This is a genomic window from Kitasatospora misakiensis, from assembly GCF_042656005.1.
GTDB classification, from domain to species: domain Bacteria; phylum Actinomycetota; class Actinomycetes; order Streptomycetales; family Streptomycetaceae; genus Kitasatospora; species Kitasatospora misakiensis.
On record NZ_JBHSOF010000013.1, the window covers coordinates 73,334 to 96,903 of the forward strand.

Genomic DNA, 23,570 nt, shown 5'->3' on the forward strand with positions numbered 1-23,570 from the left:
CCCGCAGCTGGACGCGCCGCGGGGCCGCCGCCACGGCGACGGCCCCGCCGTCCGGTAGCGTGTCCGGCGGCGCGAGCGAGGGGAGAGGGCGGCGTGACGGAAGCGGCGGAGACGGTCGTCGAGGTGGCGGACCCGGCCCGGTGGGCCGACGTCGAGGCCCTGCTCGGGCAGCGCGGATCGGTCAAGGGCTGCTGGTGCATGTTCTTCCGGCAGACGCCCCAGGAGCGGCGCACCGAGTGGGGCGAGGGCAACCGGCGCGCCCTCAAGGGCCTGGTCGACGCGGGCGCCGCCCCCGGGCTGGTGGCCTACCGGGACGGCGAGCCGGCCGGCTGGTGCTCCGTCGCCCCGCGCGCCGAGTACTCCCGGCTGGACCGCTCACCGGTGACCAAGCCGGTCGACGACACCGAAGTCTGGTCGCTGGTCTGCCTGTTCGTCGACCGCCGCCACCGCGGCGCCGGCGTCTCCCGCGCGCTGGTGCGGGCCGCCGTGGCGCACGCGCGGGCCGGGGGAGCGTCGGTGCTGGAGGCCTATCCGGTGGACGAGAGCCTCGGCCCGGTCTCCGCCGACGACGCCTACCACGGGCTGGCCGGGGTGCTCGCCGCCGAGGGCTTCGCCGAGGTGGCCCGCCGCACCGCCAAGCGCCCGGTGATGCGGCTGGCGCTCACCCCCTGACGGGTCGTCCCCAGGACGGCCCGACCGGTCAGTCCGCGCGCCGGCCGAGCGCCCGGACCAGCGCGCCCACCAGGGTGTCCACCAGCGCGCCGTCCGGATCCCGGTCCGGGTTGACCTCGGTGACCACCAGCCCCGCGAGCTGGGGCGCGGCGCAGAACTCGGCCAGGCAGTCGAAGGCCACGCCGACCGGCAGACCCTCGTTGAAGTGCGGGAAGTTCGCCAGCGGCAGGTCCACCGAGTCGATCACGTCCACGTCGAAGTGCAGCACGAACCGCTCGTGGTCGGCGGCGAGCACCCGCCAGGCCGCCCGCGCCTCGGCGACCGGGTCCACACCGGGCGCGGTGAGCTCCGTGCACGACAGGGCGCGCAGCCGGTAGCGTCCCAGCCGCTCCCGGCCCGCCGCCCCCAGCTCCGCCGGTTCGTAGCCGAACGCCACGATCCCCTCGGGCCCCAGCAGCGGGGTGCGCGGGCCGGCCTCCCGCAGCTCCGGCGCGCCCTCCCCGAGCAGGTGCGACAGCACCATGGTGTCCAGGATCCCGGAACGGGTGGTCTCCGGCACCGACAGGTCGAGGTCCCCGTCGAAGTACAGCAGGCCGGTGCCGGGCCACCGGGCGATGTACGCGGCGAGCACGCCCAGCGTGATCGTGCAGTCGCCGCCCACCACCAGCGGCACCGCGCCGTCGTCCAGGACGGCGCCGACGCCCTTGGCCACCGCGCGCACCACCTCCACCACCAGCGGCAGGTTCTGCCGGTCGCGGTGGACGGGGTCGGTGCGGAACGGCACCACCGGCAGGTCCCCGCGGTCCGTCACCGTCACCCCGGCCGCGCGCAGCCGCTCCACCAGGCCGGCCGAGCGCAGCGCCGCCGGGGCCTTCTCCTGGCCGGGCCCGTGCGTGCCCGCACAGGACGGCACTCCCAGCAGCGCGAACTCCTCGGCCACGGCGGCTCCCTGTCGGTTCGTCCCGGCCCCGCCCGCCGCTGTCCGACCGGCCCGCGGCGCGGGGTAGTGGGCCGATCGTAGTCCGCGGACCGGGCGGGCAGCGGCTTCTGCCGACGGTGTCGGCGCACTCCGACCCGGCCCCGGGACCGGCCCGCACCCGGGGCGAACGCGGGCCCTCACGCGGGCCGGCTCCGGAGCGTCGCATCACCGGTGCTACCCCAGCGTCGTCATCACCGGTGCTACGCCCGCCTCGACGCGGGTAGCCGCCGCGTTGACCCGGCCCCCGCGGAGTCAACACGCGCCGCCCGCCCCGGTCATCGATCGGGCCGACGCTGCCGGGCCGGGTGGCACCGTAGCGTGCTGGCCGTCAGGGTGCCCCGGCCGCACGGCGGACCGGCGGCGCACAACGGCGAGCGCGGAGGGAGCACGGGTGACAACCTCGGCCATCGAACGTCCGGCCGGCTCGGGCAGGGAGTCGGTGGTGACCGCCGAGTCCCGGTTCCGGCCGGTCCCACTGGAGGCGCACGCGAACAACCGGGCGGTGACGCCCGCGCACGGCACAGCGGACGGCGCCTTCAACGTCTGGCGCAACTCCTTCCCGGCCGAGCACCTCCCCGAGCCGGGCAGCGCGATCACCGTCGACGAGGTCCCGTTCCGCTTCCCGGAGCCGACCCCGGCCGGCGACAACCTCCGGTGCGCCGGGCAGTACCTGCGGCTGCCGGCCGGCCGCTACGACTGGATCCACCTGCTGGCCGCCGGTGAGCGCCGGGTGGAGGCCGAGGCGGCCCTGCATTTCGCCGACGGCGAGGTGGACTTCGAGGCCGTGCGGGTCTCCGACTTCTGGGCCGCGCCGGCCCGGTTCGGCGAGCGGGAGGCCTTCCGCACCCCGGTGATGCACTATCCGCAGCACGTCCAGCCGGGCGTGCCCGCCTGCCTGTGGGCGCAGCGGGTGCCGGTCACCCGCCGCGCGGTGCTGCACGGGATCCGGCTGCCGCGGCACATCGCGCTGCACGTGTTCGCGCTGACCCTGGAGTCGGTGACCCGCTCGGTGGCCCCGTCGACGGCCCCGGAGCCGGCCCTCGGTGCGGAGGCCGCCCGATGAGCGCCCCGGCCCTGCGGACCGCCGCCGGCCTCTGGTGCCGCGACGTCATCAGCTGCACCTGGGCGACCCTCGCCGAGCACGTCGCCCGGGCGGGCCGCGACCCGCTCCACGTCCTCGGCCTGCACTGGGAGTTCCGCTTCCGCCCGGGCGACGTCCGCTCCGAGGAGTTCTACTTCGCCGGCGCCTGGCCCGAGGACCTCGCCCGCAGCCTGGCCCCGGAGTCCGGGATCGGCTCGCGCTGGCACCGGGCGGACGACGACGAGGACCCGCTCGCCGAACTCGCCGCCCACACCGACGCCGGCCGGCCGGTGATCGCCGCCGTGGACAACTACCACCTGCCGTTCCGTCCCGCCTACCACGACGTGCACGCCGCCCACCTCGTCGTGGTCCACGCGGTCGACCGGGCGGCCGGCACCGTGACCGTCTCGGACGCCATGCCGCCGGCTTTCGCCGGGGCGATCACCGCCAAGGACTTCCGCAACTCCTGGGAGTCCGTCAACCCCAGCGACGAGCAGGACGCGTTCTTCAGCGACTCCCGGATCGACCGCCGCTACCTCACCGTCACCGTCCCGGCGGAGCTCCCCGCCCTCGACCCGCCGGGCCTGCGGCGGGCCCTGGACGGCAACGTCCGCGGCTTCACCGGCGCCGCCGCGCACGGCCCCGAGGGCGACTGGACCGGGCTGGCCGGCCTCACCCGCTTCCTCGCCGACCTGCGGGAGCGCACCGCCGCCGGCGACGGCGGGGCGCTGCGCGACGCCTACCCGTTCGGCTGGGGCATGCAGGCGCAGGCCGGGCTGCACGGCGAGCTGCTGCGCCGGTTCGGCGCCGAGCACGACGTCCCCGCGCTGCGGGAGGCCGGCCGCCGGGTCGAGGCGGTCGCGCACGCCTGGACCGGGGTGCGGCTGTGCGCCGCGCACGGCCACCCCGACCCGCTCGCCGCGCTGCCCGAACTCGACGCCCACGCAACCCGTCTGGACGAGGCCTACCGCCACGCGGTGGCCGCCGTCCACGAGGCCTGGAGGGCCCTGTGACCACGTCCGACTCCCTTCGCCGGTCCGGCCGGCCGTCCTCGGCGGGCGCCGCGTGACGGCCGGGGCGGTCGCGCCCCGGGTCGCCGTCCTGGCCTCCCGGGTGCGCGCCGACGAGAAGCGGATCCTCGCCGCCCTGGAGCGGCGCGGCGTGCCGTACGTCCAGCTCGACGCGCGCACCCTGCACGGCTTCGCCCACCCGGCGGCCGACGGCCCGAGGCCCGCGGTGCTCAACCGGGAGATCTCCCACACCCGGGCGGTCTACGGCGCCGAACTCCTGGAGGCCGCCGGCCACCGGGTGGTCAACTCGGCGGCGGCGACCGCCCTGTGCGGGGACAAGTGGCGCACCAGCACCACCCTGGCGGCGGCCGGCCTGCCGACCCCGCGCACCGTGCTGGCACTCACCCCGGGCGCGGCGCTCGACGCCCTGGAGGAGCTCGGCACCCCGGCCGTGATCAAGCCGCTGGTCGGCTCCTGGGGCCGGCTGGTGGCCCGGGTGCCGGACCGGGAGACGGCGGAGGCCCTGCTGGAGTACGTGGCGGCGCTGCCCTCCCCGCAGTCGCACGTGGTCTACCTCCAGGAGCTGGTCGACAAGCCCGGCCGGGACATCCGGGTGGGCGTCGCCGGCGGCGAGGTGATCGGCGCCGTGTACCGCCACTCCGCTGACTGGCGCACCAATGTGGCCCGCGGCGCCTGGGTCGAGCGGTGCGTCGACACCGGGGTGATCGGCCCGCTGGCGGTGGCCGCCGCCGCGGCGGTGGGCGCCCGGATCGCGGGCGTGGACCTGATCGAGGACGCCGACGGGAGGCCGCAGGTGCTGGAGGTCAACGCCGGACTGGAGTTCTCCGGACTCCAGGAGGCCCTGGGCGAGGACGTCCCGGTCGCCGACCGGCTCGTCGACGAACTGCTGGCGGAGGGCGCCCGGTGACCCGGGTCGCGGTGGTCGGCGGCGCCGGCTACATCGGCGGCGACCTGGTCCGGATCCTGCTCGCGCACCCGGAGGTCGACCTCGTCGCCGTCACCTCGCGGAGCCTGGCCGGCCGCCGGGTCGACGGCGCCCACCCGAACCTGCGCGGGCTCACCGACCTCACCTTCACCGACCCCGGGCGGCTGGGCCGCTGCGACGTGCTGTTCACGGCCGTCCCGCACCGCGAGAGCATGGGGCAGCTGGGCCGCTTCGCCGCCCTGGCCGACCTGCTGATCGACCTGTCCGGGGACTTCCGGCTGCGCGACCCGGCCGTCTACGCGGCCTACTACGGCGTCGAGCACACCGCGCCCGGGGAGCTCGCCGGCTTCACCCCCGGCCTGCCGGAGCTGTACCGCAAGGAGCTGGCCGGGGCGGACCGGATCGCCGTGCCCGGCTGCATGGCCACGGCCGCGATCCTCGCCCTGCACCCGGCCGCCGCCGACGGCCTGCTCACCGGCGAGGTCACGGTGGACGCCCGGACCGGCTCCAGCGGCTCCGGGGTGTCGGCGGGACCGGAGAACCTGCATGCCGAACGCAGCGGCGCGATGCGGGTGTTCGCCCCCACCGGCCACCGCCACGAGGCCGAGGTGGCGCAGGCGACCGGGCTGCCGACCCGGATGACCGCCACCGGCGTCGAGGCCGTCCGCGGCGTCCAGGTGCTCTGCCGGGTGACCCTCGCCGAGGGCGTGGACGAGCGCGTCCTGCGCGCCGCCTACCGGCGGCACTACGGCGAGGAGCCGTTCGTCCGGGTCGTCGCCCAGAAGCGCGGTCAGTACCGCTACCCCGAGCCGAAGCTGCTCGCCGGGTCCAACTACTGCGACGTCGGCTTCGCCGTCGCGCCCGGCTCCCGGCACGCCGTGCTGATCGGGGCCCTGGACAACCTGGTGAAGGGCGGCGGCGGGGGCGGCGTGCAGTCCCTGAACGTCCGGATGGGCTGGCCGGAGCGCACCGGCCTGGGCTTCCCCGGCCTGCACCCGTGAACGGCGGCGCCGTCGGCCGTGGCGCCTCCGGCCCCGGTATCGCTGACGGTGGCGCCTTTGGCCGTAGCGCCGCGACCGCCGGAACGCCCGGCCGCGCGGACGACCGCACCAACCACAGCCTGGATGAGGTGATCGGATGAGCTCCGTCGACCCGAGCCCGACCCGGACCCCGACCCGGAGCGGGACCCGCACCGAGCGCGGGGCGCTCGGCGAGGCCACCGCCGTCGGCCTGCTGCGCGGGATGCTGGAGATCCCGTCCCCCTCGTACCACGAGGCGGACCTCGCGGCCTACCTGGTGGACGCCCTGGGGGAGTTGGGCCTGCGCGCGCACATCGACCCGGCCGGCAACGTGGTCGCCGAGACCGGCACCGGGGACGGCCCCACCGTGATGCTGCTCTCGCACCTCGACACCGTCCCCGGCGAGGTGCCGGTGCGCAGCGAGGACGGCCGGCTCTACGGGCGGGGCGCCGTCGACGCCAAGGGCCCGCTCGCCGCGATGGCCTGCGCCGCCGCCGCGCTCACCGACTTCCCCGGCCGGATCGTGCTCGTCGGCGCCGTCGAGGAGGAGACCCCGTGCTCGCGCGGGGCCATGTGGATCCGGGCCGAACACCCCCGCCCGGACTACGTGGTGGTGGGGGAGCCCAGCGGCTGGTCCACCGTCGTGCTCGGCTACAAGGGCAAGCTCGACCTGCGCTACCGGGTGCGGACCGCCGCCACCCACCCCAGCAACCCGGAGCCCAAGGCCGCCGAACTCGCCGTCGAGGCCTGGCGGACCCTGCTGGAGCTGCTCGGCCCCGACGCCGGGCACGGCTCCTTCGACCGGCCCGGCGCCACGCTCTGCTCCCTGGTCGGCGATCTGACCGGCGCCGAGGCCGAGTTCAGCATCCGCACCCCGCCGGGCTTCGACGCCCGGGCGCTGGTCGAGCGGCTGGCCGCCCGCCACCCCGAGGGCACGCTCACCGTGGTCAACGCGGTGGCCGCCTGCCGGGTGGAGCGCGGCAGCCCCGTGGCGCGGGCCCTCACCCTGGCCATCCGGGCCCAGCACGCCAGGCCGCAGCTGAAGGTGAAGACCGCGACCTCCGACATGAACACCCTGGCCGAGGTCTGGGACGTCCCGATGGCCACCTACGGCCCGGGGGACAGCCGGCTCGACCACGCGGACGACGAGCACATCATGATCGCCGACTATCTGCGCGGCATCGCGGTCCTGACCGCCGCCGTCCGTGAACTCGCCGTGGCCCGCACCCCCGCCGCCGCGCCGATCCGGGCCGTCCCGTGACCGGCGTCACCGCCGCGCTGTCGGTGGGCGGCGGTAGCGTGGGGGCTCCCCGGCCGGACGACCGCCGAACGGAACGGACCCCCCATGCGCGCACGACCGACCACCGCCGCCGACAGCACCGCTGACGCCGCCTCCGCCGGCGCCGCCTCCGTCGATGGTGCCGACCCGGGCGCGGCCGTGCGCGAGGTCGTCGCCCTGACCTCCGAACTGATCGCGATCGACACCACCAACCCGGGCGATCCGGCCGTCCGGGGCACCGAGCGGGCCGCCGCCGAGTACGTGGCCGCCCGGCTCGCCGAGGCCGGGTACGCGCCGGAGTACGTCGAGACCGGCCCCGGGCGCGGCAATGTGATCGCCCGGCTGCCCGGCGCGGACCCGTCCCGCGGCGCGCTGCTGGTGCACGGCCACCTCGACGTGGTCCCGGCCGACCCCGCCGAGTGGAGCGTCCACCCGTTCTCCGGCGAGGTCCGCGACGGCTACGTCTGGGGGCGCGGCGCGGTCGACATGAAGGGCATGGTCGCGATGACCCTGGCCGTCGCGCGGCGGTTCTGCCGCGAGGGCGTCGTGCCGCCGCGCGACCTGGTGTTCGCCTTCGTCGCGGACGAGGAGAACGGCGGCTTCCAGGGCGCCCGCCGGCTGGTCGACGAGCACCCCGGGCTGTTCGAGGGGGTGACCGAGGCGGTCGGCGAGGTCGGCGGCTTCTCCGTCACCCTCGACAACGGCGCCCGGGCCTACCTCGTACAGACCGCCGAGAAGGGGGCGATGTGGCTGCGGCTGCGGACCACCGGCACGGCCGGGCACGGCTCGCTGCTGCACGAGGACACCGCCGTCAGCCGGCTCGCGGCGGCCGTCACCCGCTTGCAGGCCCACCGGTTCCCGCTCGTCCTCACCGACCCGGTCCGCGAACTGCTGGAGGGCGTCGCCGAGTTGACCGGGGTGCCGTTCGACGAGCGGGATCCGGAGGCGGCCGTCGCCCGGCTGGGCCACCTGTCCCGGATGATCGGCGCGAGCCTGCGGGACACCGCCAACGTCACCGTCCTGCGGGCCGGCCGCGCGGGGAACGTCGTGCCCTCCCAGGCCCACGCCACCGTGGACGGGCGCTTCCTGCCCGGCCGGGAGCAGGAGTTCGAGGCCGAGCTCGCCGAGATCCTCGGGCCCGGCGTCGAGCGCGAGTGGGACAACCTCCCGGCGGTCCGGACCAGCTTCGACGGCGCGCTGGTCGACGCGATGGCCCTGGCCGTCGGCGCCGAGGACCCGGGCGCCCGGGTCCTGCCGTACCTGCTGCCGGCCGCCACCGACGCGAAGTCCTTCCACCGCCTGGGGATCCGCCACTTCGGCTTCGCCCCGCTGCGGCTGCCGCCCGAACTCGACTTCACCGCGCTCTTCCACGGCGTCGACGAGCGGGTCCCGGTGGAGGCCCTGGAGTTCGGCACCCGCGTCCTCGACCGCTTCCTGCGGACCTGCTGACCCCAGGCCCGCCGATACGGGTCGGCCTCAGGACTCCGGACCGTCCCCCAGCCAGGAAGGGTCCGCGACGAGGGCCTGCACCTCGTTGACCAGCCGGGCCGTGTGGAAGCCGTCGGCGGCGGCGTGGTGCACCTGAACCGCGAGGGGGAGCAGTACGCGGCCCTCGCGCTCGGTGTACCGGCCGAGCGTGAAGATCGGCGCCAAGTGGTCCCAGCCGCCGCCGATGTTGAGGTTGAACCCGGTGAAGGAGGCCCACGGCAGGCTCGACACGTCGAAGGTGTCGGCCGGCGGCTCCCCCTGGGGGAACAGCTCGGTGGCGCGGGCGTGCTCCGCGAGCAGCGGAGCGGCGACCTCGTGGAACGCGCCGAAGTCGGGATCGTGGGGCGCCCACACGCAGGCGAAGGTCTCGCGCTCGGGGTTGAAGACCGTGAAGGCCGGGTGGACGACGGGCCGGACCGCCGGGGCGCCCGACGCGGTCAGGCACATCCTGAACTCCTCGTGCCGGTTGACGACCGTGGAGAGGGCCCAGATCTGCGCGAGGTAGGTCTTGCGCCGCGATCCGCGCAGGGCCTCGGCGAGCAGGGTGACGTCGAGTTCCGTCGTGATCGAGTAGGTGCACGGAACGCGTCGGCGGTAGAACTCGAAGTGCGCTCGGCGCGGCCAGGCGTCCAGGTCGATCGGGGTGGGGGCGGGGGCGGGGGCGTTCATCCGCTCATCATGCCGCATGCCGCATGCCGCATGTCGCATGTCGTATACCGGTAGCCGCCGGGTTTCTGACGACTCGTCCCGGACGGTCCGCGCACGGGCCGAGGAGTGCTCGGCCCGTGCGCGGCACGGCGGATCAGGACGCGCTGCTCGCGAGGTAGCTGCGCCAGTCGCCGTGGTGGGTGATGTCCGTTCCGGTGGACGCGGTGTGCGGGTCGCACTGGAAGCCCAGCACCCAGCTGCCGTCGGCGAGTTCGATCCGCCCCAGGGACATCGGGGAGGGCAGGGCGGCCAGGAAGCGGCCGAGGGCCGCCGGTGAGAGCGTCCAGCGTTCCCCGGCGATCGGGCCTCCGGCGCCCGGGCCGAGACGGACCAGACCGGGCTTCGGCGGTTCGGTGGTCAGCGCGGTGAGGCGGTAAGCGGTGCTCGTGGTGACCTCGCCCGCGTAGCGCGCCCCGCTGTCGCTGAGCTGGTGGTTGAGCGGCTGGCCGCGCAGGTGGGCGCCGAAGACGGCGAGGTCGACTCCCGTGCCGGGCAGCGGAGTCGGCGCCTGCTCACCGGTGAGCAGCGCGGCGATGTCGAGGGCGGGCTGGTCCTCGAAGGCGCGGGTGATGACGCTGACGCCGAAGGGGCCGCCGTCGGCCTCGCCGGCCGGGACGGCGACGGCGGCGAGGTCGAGGAGGTTGACGAAGTTGGTGTAGGTGCCCAGGCGGGAGTTGACGGTGACGGGGTCGGCCTGGACGGCGGCGATGTCGGGGTGCTCGGTGGTGGTCGGCAGGAGCAGCGCGTCGTAGCCGGCGAGCAGGCGCCGGGCGAGCGCCTTGTACCCGTCGAGGCGCTCCTGGTCGGCGGCCAGGGCGTGGGCGGGCAGTTCACCGGAGGCGAGGATGATTCCGGCCACGGTGGGGTCGGCGGCCGAGGGGTCACCGGCGATGAACTCGCCCACCGCGGCGTAGCGTTCGGCGACGAGCGCGCCGTCGTAGAGGAGTCGGGCCGCCTCCAGCAGGGGGGAGACGTCGATGACGGTGGTCTCGGCGCCGGCGGCCTCCAGGCGCTTGACGGCGGTACGGAAGGCGGCCCGTGCCTCCGGGGAGAGCGGCGTGAGGTCGTCGTCCCCGGGGACGGCGACGCGCGGGTGCTCCGGGGCGGACAGGCGGACGTCGTCCGGCCAGGTGCGGCCGAGCGGGTCGCCCCCGTCGGGACCGATCATGACGGCCAGGGCCCGCTGGGCCTCGGTGAGGGTCCGGGCGAAGACGGTGACGGCGTCGTAGGAGCGGGCGGCGGGGACGACCCCGGTGGTGGGGACCAGTCCGAGCGTGGGCTTGAGGCCGACGATGTCGTTGAGGGCGGCGGGGACGCGGCCGGAGCCGGCGGTGTCGGTGCCGAGGGCGATGTCGGCGATGCCCAGGGCGACGGCGACCGCCGACCCGGAGCTGGAGCCGCCGGAGATCTTCTCCGGGCGCAGCGCGTTGCGGACCGGGCCGTAGGGGCTCCGGACGCCGACCAGGCCGGTGGCGAACTGGTCCAGGTTGGTCTTGCCGAGGACGAGCGCGCCGGCGTCCACCAGCCGCTGGACGGCGGGCGCCGAGGTGGCCGGCGTGTAGGCGAAGCCGGGGCAGGCGGCGGTGGTGGGCAGGTCGGCCACGTCGATGTTGTCCTTGACGGCCACCAGGGTGCCGGCCAGCGGCAGTTCGGCCCCCGCGGCGATGCGCCGGTCCAGCTCGCGGGCCTCGGCCAGGACGTCGGTCTCGGGGCGCAAGGTGATCCAGACCTCGGGCCGGTCGGCTTCGGCGATCCGCCGGTAGGCGTCGAGGACGCGCTCGGCGCAGCTGATGGTCAGGGCCTGGGTCATGCGCTTTCCTCTTCCACAACGGTTTCGGTTTCCGCGACGACGGTCAGCGGGGTGCCGGCGTCGATCTGCTGGCCGGGGGTGACGAGGACGTCGGAGACGACGCCGCCGGCCGGGGCCCGGACCACCACCTCCATCTTCATCGCCTCCAGCACGAGCAGGGGCTGGCCGGGCTCCACGCGGTCTCCCGGCTGGGCCTCGACCTTCCACACGGTCGAGCTGAGCGGCGCCTCGACCAGGATGCTGCCCGGTTCGAGGGTCAGCGAAGCGGCGTCCTGGACGACCGGGTCGGGCGCCTCGCGGGGGGCGAACTCGCCCGCCTTCTCCCAGGCCTGGCGCTCCGCCTCGAAGGCGGCCGCCTGGCGGGTGCGGAAGGCCGCGATGCTGTCGGCGTTCTCGCTCAGGAAGCTCTCGTGCTCGGCGAGCGAGAAGGTGCCGGGCCGGATGTCCAGGGCGCTGCGCCCGGCGGCCAGGTCGGCGCGGACGTCGAGGAGCTCCTCCGGGCTGACCGGGTGCCAGACGATGCGGTCGAAGAACCGCAGCAGCCAGGGCTGGTCGTCCGCGAAGGAGCGCGGCGGGCGCAGGCCGCCCCAGACGGGGACGGTGCGGCCGATCAGCTGGTAGCCGCCGGGGCTCTCCATGCCGTAGATGCACAGGTAGGCGCCGCCGATGCCGACCCCGCCCTCCGCGGTCCAGGTGCGGGCCGGGTTGTACTTGGTGGTGACCAGGCGGTGACGCGGGTCGAGCGGGGTGGCGGCGGGAGCGCCGAGGTAGACGTCGCCCAGGCCGAGCACGAGGTACTGGGCGGCGAAGACGGCCTCCCGGACGTCCTCCACGCCGGCCAGGCCGTTGATGCGGCGGATGAACTCGATGTTCGACGGGTTCCAGGGCGCGTCGTCGCGGACCGAGGCCGAGTAGCGGTCGATGGCCTCCTGGACGGTCGGGTCGTCCCAGGAGAGCGGGAGGTGGACCTCCCTGCTGGGCACGGTCAGGTCGGCGGTCGCGGGGAGCTGGTCCTCCGCCTCCTGGAGCAGACCGAGGAGGGTCCGCAGCGGGAGGACGTCGGGGTCGGTGTGCAGGTGCAGGGAGCGCACGCCCGGCGTGATGTCGATGAGCCCCGAGGGCCGCAGGGCGTGCAGGTGCTGGGCGAGGGCGTGCACGCGCATGCGCAGCGCCAGGTCGAGCGTCATCGGACCGTACTCGACCAGGATGTTGTCCTCGGCGCCGCGCCGGTACGTCACCTCGGGGGTGGTGTCGGTGGCCGGGCGGCGGGCGATGACACCGTCGTCGCCGTCCGGGCCGGCGTCCGTCGGGAGGGTGAGCAGCGCGGGGGAGCGGCGCAGCGCGTCGGCGGTCGTCTCGCTGACGGGGGCGAAGCGCACGGTGTCGCCGGGGCGCACCTGCCCGGTCTTCCAGCGCTCGGCGCGGACGATGGTGACGGGACAGGCGAAGCCGCCGAGGCTGGGGCCGTCGGGGCCGAGGATGGCGGGCGTGTCACCGGTGAAGTTGACCGCGCCGACGGAGTACGCGGTGTCGTGGACGTTGGAGGGGTGCAGACCGGCCTCGCCGCCGTCCGGCCGGGCCCACTCGGGGCGCGGGCCGATCAGCCGGACGCCGGTGCGGGCGGACTGGGCGGACACCTTCCAGTCCGTCCCGTAGACGGTGCGCAGGCCGTCGCGGGTGAGGAAGTCCGGTGCCGGGTGCGGGCCTTCGCTGACCGCGATCCGCCAGTGGCTGGTGAAGTGCGGGCGGTCCGCCGCCGGCACCGCCGACGGCGCGGGGGCGTCGGCGGCGGGCGCCGCCGGGCGCAGCACGTCACCGGCGCGCAGCGCCCGTCCGGCGTGCCCGCCGAAGGCACCGAGGGTGAAGGTGGCGGCGCTGCCGAGGTACTCGGGCACGTCGAGGCCGCCGCGGACGAGGACGTACGTCCGCATGCCGGGGCCCGTCGGGGTGCCCACGTCCAGGACCTGACCGGCCGCCAGTTCCAGCGGCTGCCACTGCTCGACGGGCTGTCCGTCGACCCGGACCTCGGTCGGCGCGCCGGTCACGCAGACGACCTGCGGGTGGGAGAAGCGCAGGGCCGCGCCCTCCAGGGTGCACTCCAGGCCCGGCACGCCCTCGGGGTTGCCGACCGCGGTGTTCCCGAGGCGGAAGGAGAGGTCGTCCATCGGACCGCCGGGCGGGATGCCGACCTCCCAGTAGCCGGTGCGCCCGGGCCAGTCCTGCACGGTGGTCTGCGCGCCGCCGCGCACCACGTCGATGCGCGGGCGCGGATCGGCGATGCCCGCGAGCGTGGCGGTGGTGTGCCGGGCGGCCCGCACCTCGGGCGCCTGGCAGGCCGCGCGGAGCAGGCCGAGGTTGGTCTCCACGCCGTCGATCCTGGTGTCGGCCAGGGCCTGCGCGAGGTGGTCGAGGGCCTCGGCGCGGGTGTCGCCGGTCGCGATGATCTTGGCGATCATGGGGTCGTACGCCGTGGATATCAGCTGCCCGGTCTCGGCCCAGCCGTCGACCCGGACGCCCTCGGGGAACTCGACCCGGGTCAGCAGGCCGGAGCTGGGCCGGTGGTCGAGGGCGGGGTCCTCGGCGTAGATCCGGGCCTCGACCGCGTGGCCGCTCGGGACCGGCTCCTGGAGGAAGCCGCTCTCGCCGCGGGCCAGCCGCAGCATCCAGGCGACGAGGTCGACGCCGTGGGTCTCCTCGGTGACCGGGTGCTCGACCTGGAGGCGGGTGTTGACCTCCAGGAAGTACGCCTCCTGGCGCGCGGGGTCGTAGACGAATTCCACGGTCCCGGCGGAGCGGTAGTCGACCGAGGCGCACAGCTCCCGTGCCGTCGTGTGGAGCTGGGCCCGGACGTGGGCGGGGAGGTCCGGCGCCGGGGCCTCCTCCAGGACCTTCTGGTTGCGGCGCTGGAGGGAGCAGTCGCGGTCGCCGAGCACGGCGATCCCGCCGGCGCCGTCGCCGAAGACCTGCACCTCGACGTGGCGGGCGCTGTCGACGTACCGCTCCAGGAAGACCCCGCCGTCGCCGAAGCTGCCCTGGGCCAGACGGGTGACCTGGGTGAACGCCTCCCGCAGCTCCTGCGGTCCGGCACAGGCCCGCATGCCGATGCCGCCTCCGCCGCCGGTGGCCTTGAGCATGACCGGGTAGCCGATCGCCTCCGCCGCGCTCAGGGCCGCCGCCTCGTCGGCGAGCAGGCCGCTGCCGGGCAGCATCGGCACTCCGGCCGCGAGCGCGGCGGCCCGGGCGGTGTGCTTGGCGCCGAAGACCTCCAACTGGGCCGTGGTGGGCCCGACGAACACCAGGCCGGCCGCCTCCACCGCGGCGGCGAAGGAGGCGTTCTCGGAGAGGAAGCCGTAGCCGGGGTGGATCGCTCCCGCGCCGGTGGCGAGGGCCGCCTCCAGCACCAGGTCGGCGCGCAGGTAGCTCTCGGCGGCGGGCGCCGGGCCGAGTCGTACGGCCTCGTCGGCCATCCGGACGTGCGGGGCGGTGCGGTCGGCGTCGGAGTACACCGCCACCGTGCGCAACCCGAGGGCGTGGGCGCTGCGCAGGACGCGGCAGGCGATCTCACCGCGGTTGGCTACGAGCAAGGTGTCGAACACGATGGCGGCTCCTCCGGAGCGGGCTGTGGGGCGGTGGGGCGGTGCTTGGCGTGCGGACGGTGCTCGGGGTCAGACGGTGATCGGGGTCAGACGGTGATCGGCTGTGCGGGCAGGACGTGGTCGCCGACCTTGTCGGTGCTCAGGCAGAGCGAGCAGACGATCGCCTCATGGGTCGCACAGGCCGTCAGGTCGGGGCGCTCGTACGACTGGTGGCAGACGTGGCAGTCGAGCGTGACGGCGCTGGGGTTGCCGCCGGCGTCGAGCAGCGGCTCGTCGATGCCGTCGCCGGTGCGGCGCAGGTAGTACCTGCCCCCGGTGACGATCGCCATCAGCGGGGTGAGGACGAAGGCGATGACGGCCGCGGCCACGGGCGAGTACGGCTGGAGGGTGTCGCCGAGGGCGTGGAAGTACATGGCGATCGACAGCCCCGAGGCGGCGACGAACGCCACCACGCCGACCGGGTTGACGGCGTGCAGCATGCCGCGGCGGAACTCGGGCTGCAGCGGGGAGAGCTTCAGCAGGTACTTGTTGACGCCGATGTCGGTGGCGACGGTGACGACCCAGGCGATCGCGCAGTTCGAGTAGAAGCCCAGGATGCTGTTGAGGAAGCTGAACATGTCGGCCTCCATCAGCGCGAGCGCGAAGCCGAGGTTGACCAGGACGAAGACCATCCGGCCGGGGTAGTGCTTGGTGACCCGGGTGTAGGAGTTCGTCCAGGCCAGCGAGCCGGAGTAGGCGTTGGTGACGTTGATCTTGATCTGGCTGATCACGACGAGGGCCACGGCGAGCGGGACGACGAGCCAGGACGGCATCATCGCGTCGAAGGCGCCCTTGAACTGCTGGATCGGCTCCGGGGCGGCGTCCGCGCCGACCTTGGCGAGGATGTAGACGGCGAGGAAGACGCCGATGGCCTGCTTCAGGGCGCCGAGGACCACCCAGCCGGGGCCGGCCATGATGACGGCGGTCCACCAGCCGCGCTTGTTGGCCTCGGTCCTGGGCGGCATGAAGCGCAGGTAGTCGATCTGCTCGCCGATCTGCGCGATCAGGGACAGGCAGACACCGGCGCCGAGGAGCACGGAGGCGGGGTTGACGCCGCCCTCGCCGTCGGTGCCGGCGTAGGAGAGGAAGCGGTCGACGGTGTCGGGGTCGTTGGCGATCAGGTAGACCAGCGGGGCGACCATCAGCACCAGCCAGACCGGCGTCGTCCACACCTGGAGCTTGCTGAGCGCCTTCATGCCGAAGATCACCAGGGGGATCACCATCAGCGTGGAGATCGCGTAGCCCAGCCAGAGCGGCAGTCCGAGGCCGAGCTTGAGGCCCTGGGCCATGATCGAGCCTTCGAGGGCGAAGAAGATGAAGGTGAAGCTGGCGAAGATGGCGCTGGTCAGCACCGAGCCGTAGTAGCCGAAGCCGGAGCCACGGGTGATCAGGTCGAGGTCGATGTTGTAGCGGGCGCCGTAGTAGGCGAGCGGGAAGCCGGTGACGAAGATGACGATCGCGGCCACGGCGATCGCCACGAGCGCGTTGCCGGTGCCGTGGGCCAGGCCGATGCCGGCGCCGATGGAGAAGTCGGCCATGTAGGCGATGCCGCCGAGCGCGGTGGTCGCCACGACCATCGGGGTCCAGCGGCGGTAGCTGCGGGGCGCGAAGCGGAGGGTGTAGTCCTCCAGGGTCTCCTTCGTCGCCTGGCTCTTCTCGGGGGCGGCGGTGGGGGGTGTGGTCGTGGTCAGCCGGGACTCGGCGGTGCTCATGGTCAGCCCTTCCGGGGAGCGGTGGTGCTGGGCGCAGGTGGTGCTGGGGGGCGGTGCTGGTGGGGGTGGTGCAGCTGGGGGGTGGTGCTGGGGGCGGGTGCGATGAGCGGTGGGGCGTCCCCGGCCGGCGCCGTCGGCAGCCGGGGAGTTCGGAGCTGAGGTGGTGACAGCCGGGGCGGTGACCGCCGGGGGTCAGCGGCGGTCGGCGTGCATGGCCATCTGGGTCATGGCGCGCTGCGCGCGTTCCAGCACCACGGCCATCGAGTCGCCGACATGGGCGTGCAGGGCCCGGTAACCCTCGTCGAGACGTCCGTCGCGGACGAGCTCCATGATCTCGATGTGCTCGGCGATCGTCGTCTCGACACGGTCCTGGGTGAGGAAGTCGTACATCCGGACCGGGCGGATGCGCTCGCTGACCGCCACCAGGGCCTCGGTGAGCGCGGGGTTGCCGGAGGCGCGGGAGAGCTCGGCGTGGAACCGCTCGTCCTGCACGACGAACCGCGGGTCGGGAGCCGGAGGGTTCTCCCGCATCGCGTACCAGCGCTCCAGCTCGGCCGTGAGGATCTCGGGCTCGTGCCGGACCGAGGGGTCCTCGATCGCCCGTGCGACACCGCGCAGTTCAAGGGTGACCCGGAGCTCGTAGAGGTCCTTCAGCTGACTGAGGTTGGGGATCGTGACGAAGAAGCCGCCGTCCCCCCGCTCGATCAGCCCGTCGGACGCCAGCCGCGCCAGTGCCTCGCGCACCGGCGTCCGGGACACCCCGAACCGGGCCGCCAGCCGCACCTCGGCCAGTCGCTCGCGGGCGCCGAACTCGCCGCCGAGCACGGCCGCGCGGAGCTCCGCGTAGACCGTCTCACGCAGTGAGGGGGTCGGCGGAGCACCGGCGTCCGGCGCGGCGGTCGAGGGCGTATACAGCTTCGCATCCATGAGCGGACACGCTAGGAACCGCGTGTTTCCCCGAGCGCCCGCGCACCGTGAACGGCTCGTTACCGGAATCTCACCGGCGGTGCCGGGACGGCCGTTTCAGAGGTGGCCGGTTCAGCGTCGCGGACCGCCGAACCACCGGCCGGCGGCCCGCTCGAACGCCGCCCGATCGGGGTCGCGGTCACCCGCCCAGGCGACCGTGCCGTCGGGTCGCACGAGCACGGCGCCCAGCCCGAGGTCCTCGCGCGCCGGCCCGGCCGCGTACCTGGTCCGGCCCTCCCAGCCCAGCGCCGAACCGCGCAGGGCCCCGTCGGCGCTGAAGTCGAGCACGACGCCCCGTCCGTCCCGCAACAGGTCACCGAGGCGGGTGCCGTCCGCGAGCCGGAAGTCCGGGGCGCTGCGGCCGGTCAGCGGGTGTTCGCCGCCGAGGTCGTAGGGGTTGGCCGATCCCGACATCCACGCGAACACGTAGGTCGTGCCGTCCCCGGTCCCGAGCAGGTCCCGGAGCACTCCTCGGAGCGCCCGGGCGTGCGGGTCCGGCTTCATGACCGCCACCTGGGCGCGCGACCAGTCGAGCACCGCCGCGCCGATCGGACGGCGCTCGCGGGTGTAGGTGTCGAGCAGGCCGTCCGGCGCGTACCCGTGCGCGGACGCCGCGAGCTTCCAGCCCAGGTTCATGGCGTCGCCGAGGCCGAGGTTGAGCCCCTGGCCGCCGAGCGGGGAGTGGATGTGGGCGGCGTCGCCCGCGAGCAGCACGCGCCCCTGCCGGTAGGTCGTCGCCTGCATCGCCCGATCGGTGAAGGTCGAGACGAGCCGGACGTCGCTCAGGGTCACGTCGGTGCCGGACACCCGGCGCAGCACTTCCTGGAGATGGTCGCGGGTCGGCGGCTGCGAGCGGTCGAACGCGCCGCCGTCGAAGTCCATCATGCCGATGTGCCCGTCCAGGTGCGTCCGGAGGTACATGCCCGTCGGCGTCGGGTTGAACCCGGGGCGCAGCTGCTCGGGATCGGCGACGGTGGCGTGCATGGCGTAGCCGGTGAACTGCGGCTCGGTGCCGACGAAGTCGAACCCCGCGAGCCGGCGCACCGTACTGCGTCCGCCGTCGCAGCCGACGAGCCACCACGCCGCGTACGCCTGCCCACCGGCCCGCGCGACCACGCCGTCCTCGTCCTGGGTGATGGCCGACACCGTGACGCCGCGCCTGATCTCCACGCCGAGCCTGGACGCCTGCTCGGTCAGCACCGTCTCGACCGCTTCGAGGTTCGTCATCAGGCCCTCCGTCACCGGGCCGGGCAGCCGGAACGGCAGGGCGGCCAGGTCGACCTTGGCCGGATCGAGCATCATGCCGGCGAAGTGGCCCGCGCCGCGCGGGTGTGACGGCTCGTCGGCGTCCGTCTCCGCGTCCGCGTAGGGGTCGTCGCGGACCCCCGAGGCCGCCAGCAGCGCGCGCAGCATCCCCCGGCGGTAGAACGCCTCGACCGACGCGGCGGACAGGCCCCGCATCCCGAGCGGTTCCGCCTTCCACGGGGAGCGGGGCTCCGGATCCCGTTCGAGCACCACCACGGAGCAGCCCGCGAGGGCGAGCTCGCAGGCGAGGAACAGGCCGACCGGCCCGGCGCCCACGATCACTGCGTCATGCATGAGAACTCCTCTACGGCTCATCGGTCGTTTCCGGTGATCATGTCGACCAGGCTCCGGGCCGTGTTGTCCCCGGAGTCGACCCCCTGGACCTCGGCGCCCTCGAACAGGACGTCCTCGGTGGGGCGGACGAACATGGCCTGCTCGTACGCGGTGAGCGCGGCCTCGACGTCGCCGGGGTGCGCGGCGACGGCCCTGCCGAGTTCGGCGCCGTCGAGCATGGCCAGGTTGGCGCCTTCGCCGTTCGGGGCCACGAGGTGGGCGGCGTCGCCGACCAGGGTCACCCCCGGCACCCGCTCCCACCGGTGCCCGATCGGCAGGGTGTAGTGGGGGCGCAGCACCGGTGCGGTGTCGCCCTCGGTGATCAGCGCGGTGAGTTCCGGCGCCCAGCCGTCGAACTCCTCCGCGATCCGCGCGGTGGCCGCAGCGGCATCGGTGAAGTCGATCGCGGCGAACCAGTCCTGCGGCCTGGTCAGCAGCGCGTAGGTGTGCAGGGTGTCACCGCTCTCCCGGTGGGCGAAGAGCTCCCTGCCCGGCGAGGGCACCATCAGCGAGCCGCCGCCGACCGCCTTCGCGGCGGCCGCGTGCCGGGTGTCGGCCTCGTACAGGTAGGTCTCGGCGAAGGACGTGCCGGCGTACTCGGGTACGGCGTCGGAGAGCAGCGGCCGGACCCGCGACCACGCGCCGTCCGCGCCGACCAGCAGGTTCGTGACGACGGTGCCCCCGGCGGCGAACGCCACCTCGTGGCGCCCCTCGCCGAGGGCGCGGGCGCCGGTGACCTTGTGGCCCCACCGGACGGTGCCGGCCGGGAGCGAGTCGATCAGGATCTGCCGCAGCTCGCCGGGCTGCACCTCGGGGCGTCCGCCCGTGCCGTCGTCACCCTTCTCGAACCGGACGGTCCCGTCCGGTTCGAGGACCCGCAGCGCCTGACGGCCCTCAAGGACGATGGCACGGAACTCGTCCGTCAGGTCGGCCGCCGCGACGGCGAGCTGCCCGTTGTAGTCGTGGATGTCGAGCAGTCCGCCCTGCGTGCGCTCCGTCGGGGAGGACTCGGCCTCGTAGACCGTGGCCGGGATGCCGTGGACGTGCAGGACGCGGGCCAGGACGAGGCCGCCGAGTCCGGCGCCGATGATCGTGACGGGGCTGTTCATGGTGGGTGTCTCCTTCGGTATCGCGTTCGGTGTGCGGTTCGGTGTGGGGTTTGGTGTCGAGGCCGTCTGGCCGACTCCGGGATGTCGGGCACTCAGAGGCTGACGCGGGCCGCTCACACGGGGCACACACGGCGCTGACACCCCGTCCCGCACCGTGTGAGCGCCGGGTTCGCGCACCCGGCGGGCCTCCCGTACGGCGTGAGGGGGCGGGCGGGGCCCTGCGCTGATTTGGGGACGCGAGGGTGCGCGCGCGAGGATCGGGGGGTGCACGGGGACACGCGGCTTCGCCTCACGCTGCTCGGCGCCTTTCAGGCGGCCCACGGTGACGCCGCCCTGCCCGTGCCGGGTGCGCGCTTGCAGGCGCTGACCGTCCGGCTGGCGCTCGCCGGCGGTCGCCCGGTCGCGCCGGGCGTCCTGGTCGACGCGATCTGGGCCGAGGCCCCGCCGGCCGGCCCCGCCCACGCCCTGCAGGCCCTCGTCTCGCGGCTGCGCCGGGCCCTCGGCTCGTCCGGCGACGTCACGCAACTCGCCGGCGGCTACCGGCTGGCCGTGGACGCGGCCGACGTGGACGCGCTGCGGTTCGAGCGGCTCGCCGCCGCCGCCCGCGCCCGCCTGCACGCGGGCGACCCGGACGCCGCGGCGGCCGTGCTCGGCGAGGCCGTGGCGCTGTGGGGCGACCGTCCCGGCGCCGAGCCCGCAGCCGTCGCCGCGGTGGCGCCCGCCGCCGCGACCCGGCTGGCCCAGGCCTCGGTCGACGCCGTCGCCGACCTCGCCGCCGCCGAGCTGACGCTGGGCCGTGCCGACGCGGCCGCCGCCCGGCTGACCGCGCTGCTCGCCGAGCAGCCGGTCCACGAGCGGGCGGCCGCGCTGCTCATGGACGCACTCGCCGCCCAGGGCCGGCAGGCCGAGGCGCTGGCCCTGTACGGGCGGGTCCGCGAGGCCCTGGCCGACGCCCTCGGCACCGACCCGGGCACCGCCCTGCGCGAGCGCCACCTGCGCCTGCTGCGCGCCGAAGCGCCTACCGAACCGCCCGCCTCGGTCGCCGACGCCGCGCGCCCCCGGCCGGGCAACCTGCCCGCGCCGCTGACCGGCCTCATCGGCCGCGACGAGGAACTCGCCCGGATCGCCGCGCGGCTCGCCGCGGGGCGCCTGGTCACCGTGCTCGGCCCCGGCGGCGCCGGCAAGACCCGACTCGCCGTCGAGGCCGCCCGCCGCCACCACCACCACGAGTACCGCGACGGCGCCTGGCTGATCGACCTCGCCTCGGTCACCGAACCGGCCAAGGTCGGCTCGGCCTTCCTCGCCGGGATCGGGCTCCGCGCCGGCGCGAGGTTCGACGCGCGGACGCGCGCCGAGGGCGACGAACTGGAGGTCCTGGCCGACCGGCTCGGCGGCCGGGAGAGCCTGCTGCTCGTCGACAACTGCGAGCACCTGATCGACGCCGTGGCGCACCTGGTCGCGGCCCTGCTCTCCCGCTGCGCCGGGCTGCGGGTGCTGGCCACCAGCCGCGAGCCCCTGGCGGTCGACGGCGAGGCGCTGGTACCCCTCGGCCCGCTCGCCCTGCCCGGGCCGGACGACGGCGTCGAACAGGTCCGGCGAGCGGCGTCGGTCCGCCTCTTCACCGAGCGGGCCGCGGCCGTCCGCCCGGGCTTCGACGTCGACGAGGCCACACTGCCCGCGGTCCGACGGGTGGTCCGCAGCCTGGACGGCATGCCGCTGGCCCTCGAACTCGCCGCCGCCCGCCTGCGGACACTGTCGCTGCCCGAGTTGGCCGACGGGCTCTCCGACCGGTTCCGGCTGCTCACCACCGGCAGCCGCACCGCACTGCCCCGGCACCGCACGCTGCGCGCCGTCATCGCCTGGAGCTGGGACCTGCTCAGCGAGCCGGAGCGCACGGTCGCCGAACGCGTCTCCGTCCTGCCCGGTGGCGTCACCACCGACTCGGCCGCCGCGGTCTGCGCCGGCACCGCGGTAGGGGCCGCCGACATCCCCGAACTGCTCGCGGCACTGGTCGACCGGTCACTGCTGCGGCTCGCGCCCGACCCGGGCCGCTACCGCATGCTGGAGACCCTGCGCGAGTACGGCACCGACCGCCTGGCCGCCGCCGGCGACCTCGGCACCGTCCGCGACCTCGCCGCCGGCCACTTCGCCGCGCTGATGGCCCGTCACAACCCGCGGCTGCGCGGGCCCGGCCAGCTCGCGGCGATCCGGGTCATCAGCGCCGAGTACGACAACACGCTCGCCGCCCTGCGCCGTCGGTGCGACACCGGCGACGCCCCCGGCGCCGTCGACCTGGCCCTCGACCTCTCCTGGTACTGGCAGATGTTCGACCGGCACGCCGACGCGGCCTACTGGCTGGGCGAGGCCCTGGCGGTGCCCGGCGGCGCGCCGACGCCCGCCCGCGACTGCGCCCGCGTGATCCACCTGCTCAACCGGATCGACATCCGGTCGGGGGCCACCGCCGAGGAGACCACGGCCGACCACGCCGAGATCCGCGAGCTGGCCGACCGGCTGCTCGCCCACCCGGAGCTGCCCGGCCCGTACGGCGCCCTCGCCGCGCTCCCGCGCGCCTTCCGGCAGGAGGCGGAGAGCACACCCGCGATCATCGAGCACCTGGCCGACGGCGAGGACGTGTGGCTCGCCGGGCTGGCCCGGATGTACCGGTCCCGGTTCGCCGAGAACGCGGGCCGACTCGACCGGGCGCGCACCGACGTGGCGGCGGCCCTGGCCTGCTTCCGGCAGCTCGGCGACCGCTGGGGCCAGGCCAACGTGCTGCCGATGCGCGCCCAGCTGCGACAGTACGACGACGACCTCGACGGCGCGCTGGCCGACCTGCGCGAAGCCCGTTCCCTGGCCGACGAGTTCGGCCCGCTCAGCCTGGGCGACGAGGTGTTCGGCGACCTGCGCTGGATCGACCTGTACCTGCGGCGCGGCGAAACCGATCTGGTGATCGCGACCATCGACGCGGCCCGGGCGGGGGCACTGCGCGCGAACTCCTTGGAGCTGCTCTTCCTGGTCGACGCCTGGGAGGCCGTCTTCCGGGTCCGCCTCGGCGACCTGGACCGGGCGCGGGCCCTGCTCGACGGCGCCGAACGCGGCCTGGGCGGCGACCCCCGGTTCCCCGGCGACCACACCCGCACGCTGCTCGGCAGCGCCCGCGCAGCACTCTCCCTGGCAACCGGCGACCCGTCCGGCGCGGCAAAAGCACTGACGAAGGCCTACGCGGCGGCCCTGAAAGCCCAGGACCTGCCGATCGTCTCCCTGGTGGCGGTGCACACGGCCGCCCTCGCCGAGGCCCACGGCCGCCACCACGACTCCGCCCTCCTCCTCGGCACCGCCGCCCGCCTCCGCGGCGCCCACGACCACACCGACCACCAAATCCGCGCCCTCACCCACCGAGCCCGCACCACCCTGGGCGAACCCGCCTTCACCGAGGCATACGCACAGGGCTGGGCACTGGACACCAGCACAGCCGTCGCCACCGCCGACCCCGCCCGCCTGTCCGTCGGGTGACACGG

The 23,570-nt window shown here is 75.2% G+C and carries 16 protein-coding genes; 8 read left to right on the forward strand and 8 right to left on the reverse strand.

Annotation, left to right across the window (positions count from 1 at the left end):
• Nucleotides 1–93: 93 nt before the first annotated feature.
• Nucleotides 94–672, forward strand: a complete 579-nt coding sequence (locus ACFP3U_RS13030; protein ID WP_380225606.1) for a GNAT family N-acetyltransferase — start codon at nt 94–96, stop codon at nt 670–672.
• A 28-nt stretch (nt 673–700) separates the two neighbouring features.
• On the opposite strand, the gene ACFP3U_RS13035 is transcribed toward ACFP3U_RS13030, so the two are convergent.
• Nucleotides 701–1,612, reverse strand: coding sequence for an arginase family protein (locus tag ACFP3U_RS13035; protein WP_380225607.1), 912 nt, complete (start codon nt 1,610–1,612; stop codon nt 701–703).
• A gap of 430 nt (nt 1,613–2,042) precedes the next feature.
• Here ACFP3U_RS13035 and ACFP3U_RS13040 point away from each other — a divergent pair, with 430 nt between their 5' ends.
• The 6 genes from ACFP3U_RS13040 (at nt 2,043) to ACFP3U_RS13065 (ending at nt 8,435) form a co-directional block, all read left to right on the forward strand.
• Nucleotides 2,043–2,714, forward strand: a complete 672-nt coding sequence (locus ACFP3U_RS13040) for a hypothetical protein (protein WP_380225609.1) — start codon at nt 2,043–2,045, stop codon at nt 2,712–2,714.
• Nucleotides 2,711–3,745: a BtrH N-terminal domain-containing protein gene (locus ACFP3U_RS13045; protein ID WP_380225610.1), complete on the forward strand. Its 1,035-nt coding sequence runs from the start codon at nt 2,711–2,713 to the stop codon at nt 3,743–3,745. The genes ACFP3U_RS13040 and ACFP3U_RS13045 overlap by 4 nt, the downstream gene beginning before the upstream one ends.
• A gap of 52 nt (nt 3,746–3,797) precedes the next feature.
• Nucleotides 3,798–4,670 carry a RimK family alpha-L-glutamate ligase gene (locus ACFP3U_RS13050; RefSeq protein ID WP_380225611.1) on the forward strand — a complete coding sequence of 291 codons (873 nt, stop codon included), beginning with the start codon at nt 3,798–3,800 and terminating at the stop codon, nt 4,668–4,670.
• Nucleotides 4,667–5,689 carry an N-acetyl-gamma-glutamyl-phosphate reductase gene (gene argC, locus ACFP3U_RS13055; protein WP_380225612.1) on the forward strand — a complete coding sequence of 341 codons (1,023 nt, stop codon included), beginning with the start codon at nt 4,667–4,669 and terminating at the stop codon, nt 5,687–5,689. The genes ACFP3U_RS13050 and argC overlap by 4 nt, the downstream gene beginning before the upstream one ends.
• A 136-nt stretch (nt 5,690–5,825) precedes the next feature.
• Nucleotides 5,826–6,968: a [LysW]-lysine hydrolase gene (locus ACFP3U_RS13060; RefSeq protein ID WP_380225613.1), complete on the forward strand. Its 1,143-nt coding sequence runs from the start codon at nt 5,826–5,828 to the stop codon at nt 6,966–6,968.
• 84 nt (nt 6,969–7,052) lie between these two features.
• Nucleotides 7,053–8,435, forward strand: coding sequence for a M20/M25/M40 family metallo-hydrolase (locus ACFP3U_RS13065; protein ID WP_380225614.1), 1,383 nt, complete (start codon nt 7,053–7,055; stop codon nt 8,433–8,435).
• 27 nt (nt 8,436–8,462) lie between these two features.
• On the opposite strand, the gene ACFP3U_RS13070 is transcribed toward ACFP3U_RS13065, so the two are convergent.
• The 7 genes from ACFP3U_RS13070 to ACFP3U_RS13100 all read right to left on the reverse strand — a co-directional run bounded on the left by ACFP3U_RS13070 (nt 8,463) and on the right by ACFP3U_RS13100 (nt 20,052).
• Nucleotides 8,463–9,143 (reverse strand): CatA-like O-acetyltransferase, encoded by a 681-nt coding sequence (locus ACFP3U_RS13070; protein WP_380225615.1) that lies wholly within the window; start codon nt 9,141–9,143, stop codon nt 8,463–8,465.
• A gap of 133 nt (nt 9,144–9,276) precedes the next feature.
• On the reverse strand, nt 9,277–10,992 hold the full coding sequence (gene atzF / locus ACFP3U_RS13075) for an allophanate hydrolase (RefSeq protein WP_380225616.1): 1,716 nt from the start codon (nt 10,990–10,992) through the stop codon (nt 9,277–9,279).
• Nucleotides 10,989–14,588: an urea carboxylase gene (gene uca, locus ACFP3U_RS13080; protein WP_380225617.1), complete on the reverse strand. Its 3,600-nt coding sequence runs from the start codon at nt 14,586–14,588 to the stop codon at nt 10,989–10,991. Before uca ends, atzF begins: the two co-directional genes overlap by 4 nt.
• Before the next feature lie 86 nt (nt 14,589–14,674).
• Nucleotides 14,675–16,339 (reverse strand): purine-cytosine permease family protein, encoded by a 1,665-nt coding sequence (locus ACFP3U_RS13085; protein WP_380225619.1) that lies wholly within the window; start codon nt 16,337–16,339, stop codon nt 14,675–14,677.
• Between the two features lie 192 nt (nt 16,340–16,531).
• On the reverse strand, nt 16,532–17,266 hold the full coding sequence (locus tag ACFP3U_RS13090) for a GntR family transcriptional regulator (RefSeq protein WP_380225620.1): 735 nt from the start codon (nt 17,264–17,266) through the stop codon (nt 16,532–16,534).
• 111 nt (nt 17,267–17,377) lie between these two features.
• Nucleotides 17,378–18,904: an FAD-dependent oxidoreductase gene (locus tag ACFP3U_RS13095; protein WP_380225621.1), complete on the reverse strand. Its 1,527-nt coding sequence runs from the start codon at nt 18,902–18,904 to the stop codon at nt 17,378–17,380.
• A gap of 17 nt (nt 18,905–18,921) precedes the next feature.
• A complete protein-coding gene (locus ACFP3U_RS13100; protein ID WP_380225622.1) occupies nt 18,922–20,052 on the reverse strand; it encodes an FAD-dependent oxidoreductase in 1,131 nt (376 codons plus the stop codon).
• A gap of 264 nt (nt 20,053–20,316) precedes the next feature.
• On the opposite strand from ACFP3U_RS13100, the gene ACFP3U_RS13105 reads away from it, so the two are divergent.
• Entirely contained in the window at nt 20,317–23,565 is a 3,249-nt protein-coding gene (locus ACFP3U_RS13105) for an AfsR/SARP family transcriptional regulator (protein WP_380225623.1), read from the forward strand.
• Nucleotides 23,566–23,570: the final 5 nt, after the last annotated feature.

Bases quoted from the DNA above. Each gene is read 5' to 3' on its own strand.
- ACFP3U_RS13045 (WP_380225610.1), top strand. From the start codon at position 2,711: ATGAGCGCCCCGGCCCTGCGGACCGCCGCCGGCCTCTGGTGCCGCGAC.
- ACFP3U_RS13060 (WP_380225613.1), top strand. From the start codon at position 5,826: ATGAGCTCCGTCGACCCGAGCCCGACCCGGACCCCGACCCGGAGCGGG.
- ACFP3U_RS13065 (WP_380225614.1), top strand. From the start codon at position 7,053: ATGCGCGCACGACCGACCACCGCCGCCGACAGCACCGCTGACGCCGCC.
- ACFP3U_RS13070 (WP_380225615.1), bottom strand. From the start codon at position 9,143: ATGAACGCCCCCGCCCCCGCCCCCACCCCGATCGACCTGGACGCCTGG.
- atzF (WP_380225616.1), bottom strand. From the start codon at position 10,992: ATGACCCAGGCCCTGACCATCAGCTGCGCCGAGCGCGTCCTCGACGCC.
- ACFP3U_RS13085 (WP_380225619.1), bottom strand. From the start codon at position 16,339: ATGAGCACCGCCGAGTCCCGGCTGACCACGACCACACCCCCCACCGCC.
- ACFP3U_RS13090 (WP_380225620.1), bottom strand. From the start codon at position 17,266: ATGGATGCGAAGCTGTATACGCCCTCGACCGCCGCGCCGGACGCCGGT.
- ACFP3U_RS13095 (WP_380225621.1), bottom strand. From the start codon at position 18,904: ATGCATGACGCAGTGATCGTGGGCGCCGGGCCGGTCGGCCTGTTCCTC.
- ACFP3U_RS13100 (WP_380225622.1), bottom strand. From the start codon at position 20,052: ATGAACAGCCCCGTCACGATCATCGGCGCCGGACTCGGCGGCCTCGTC.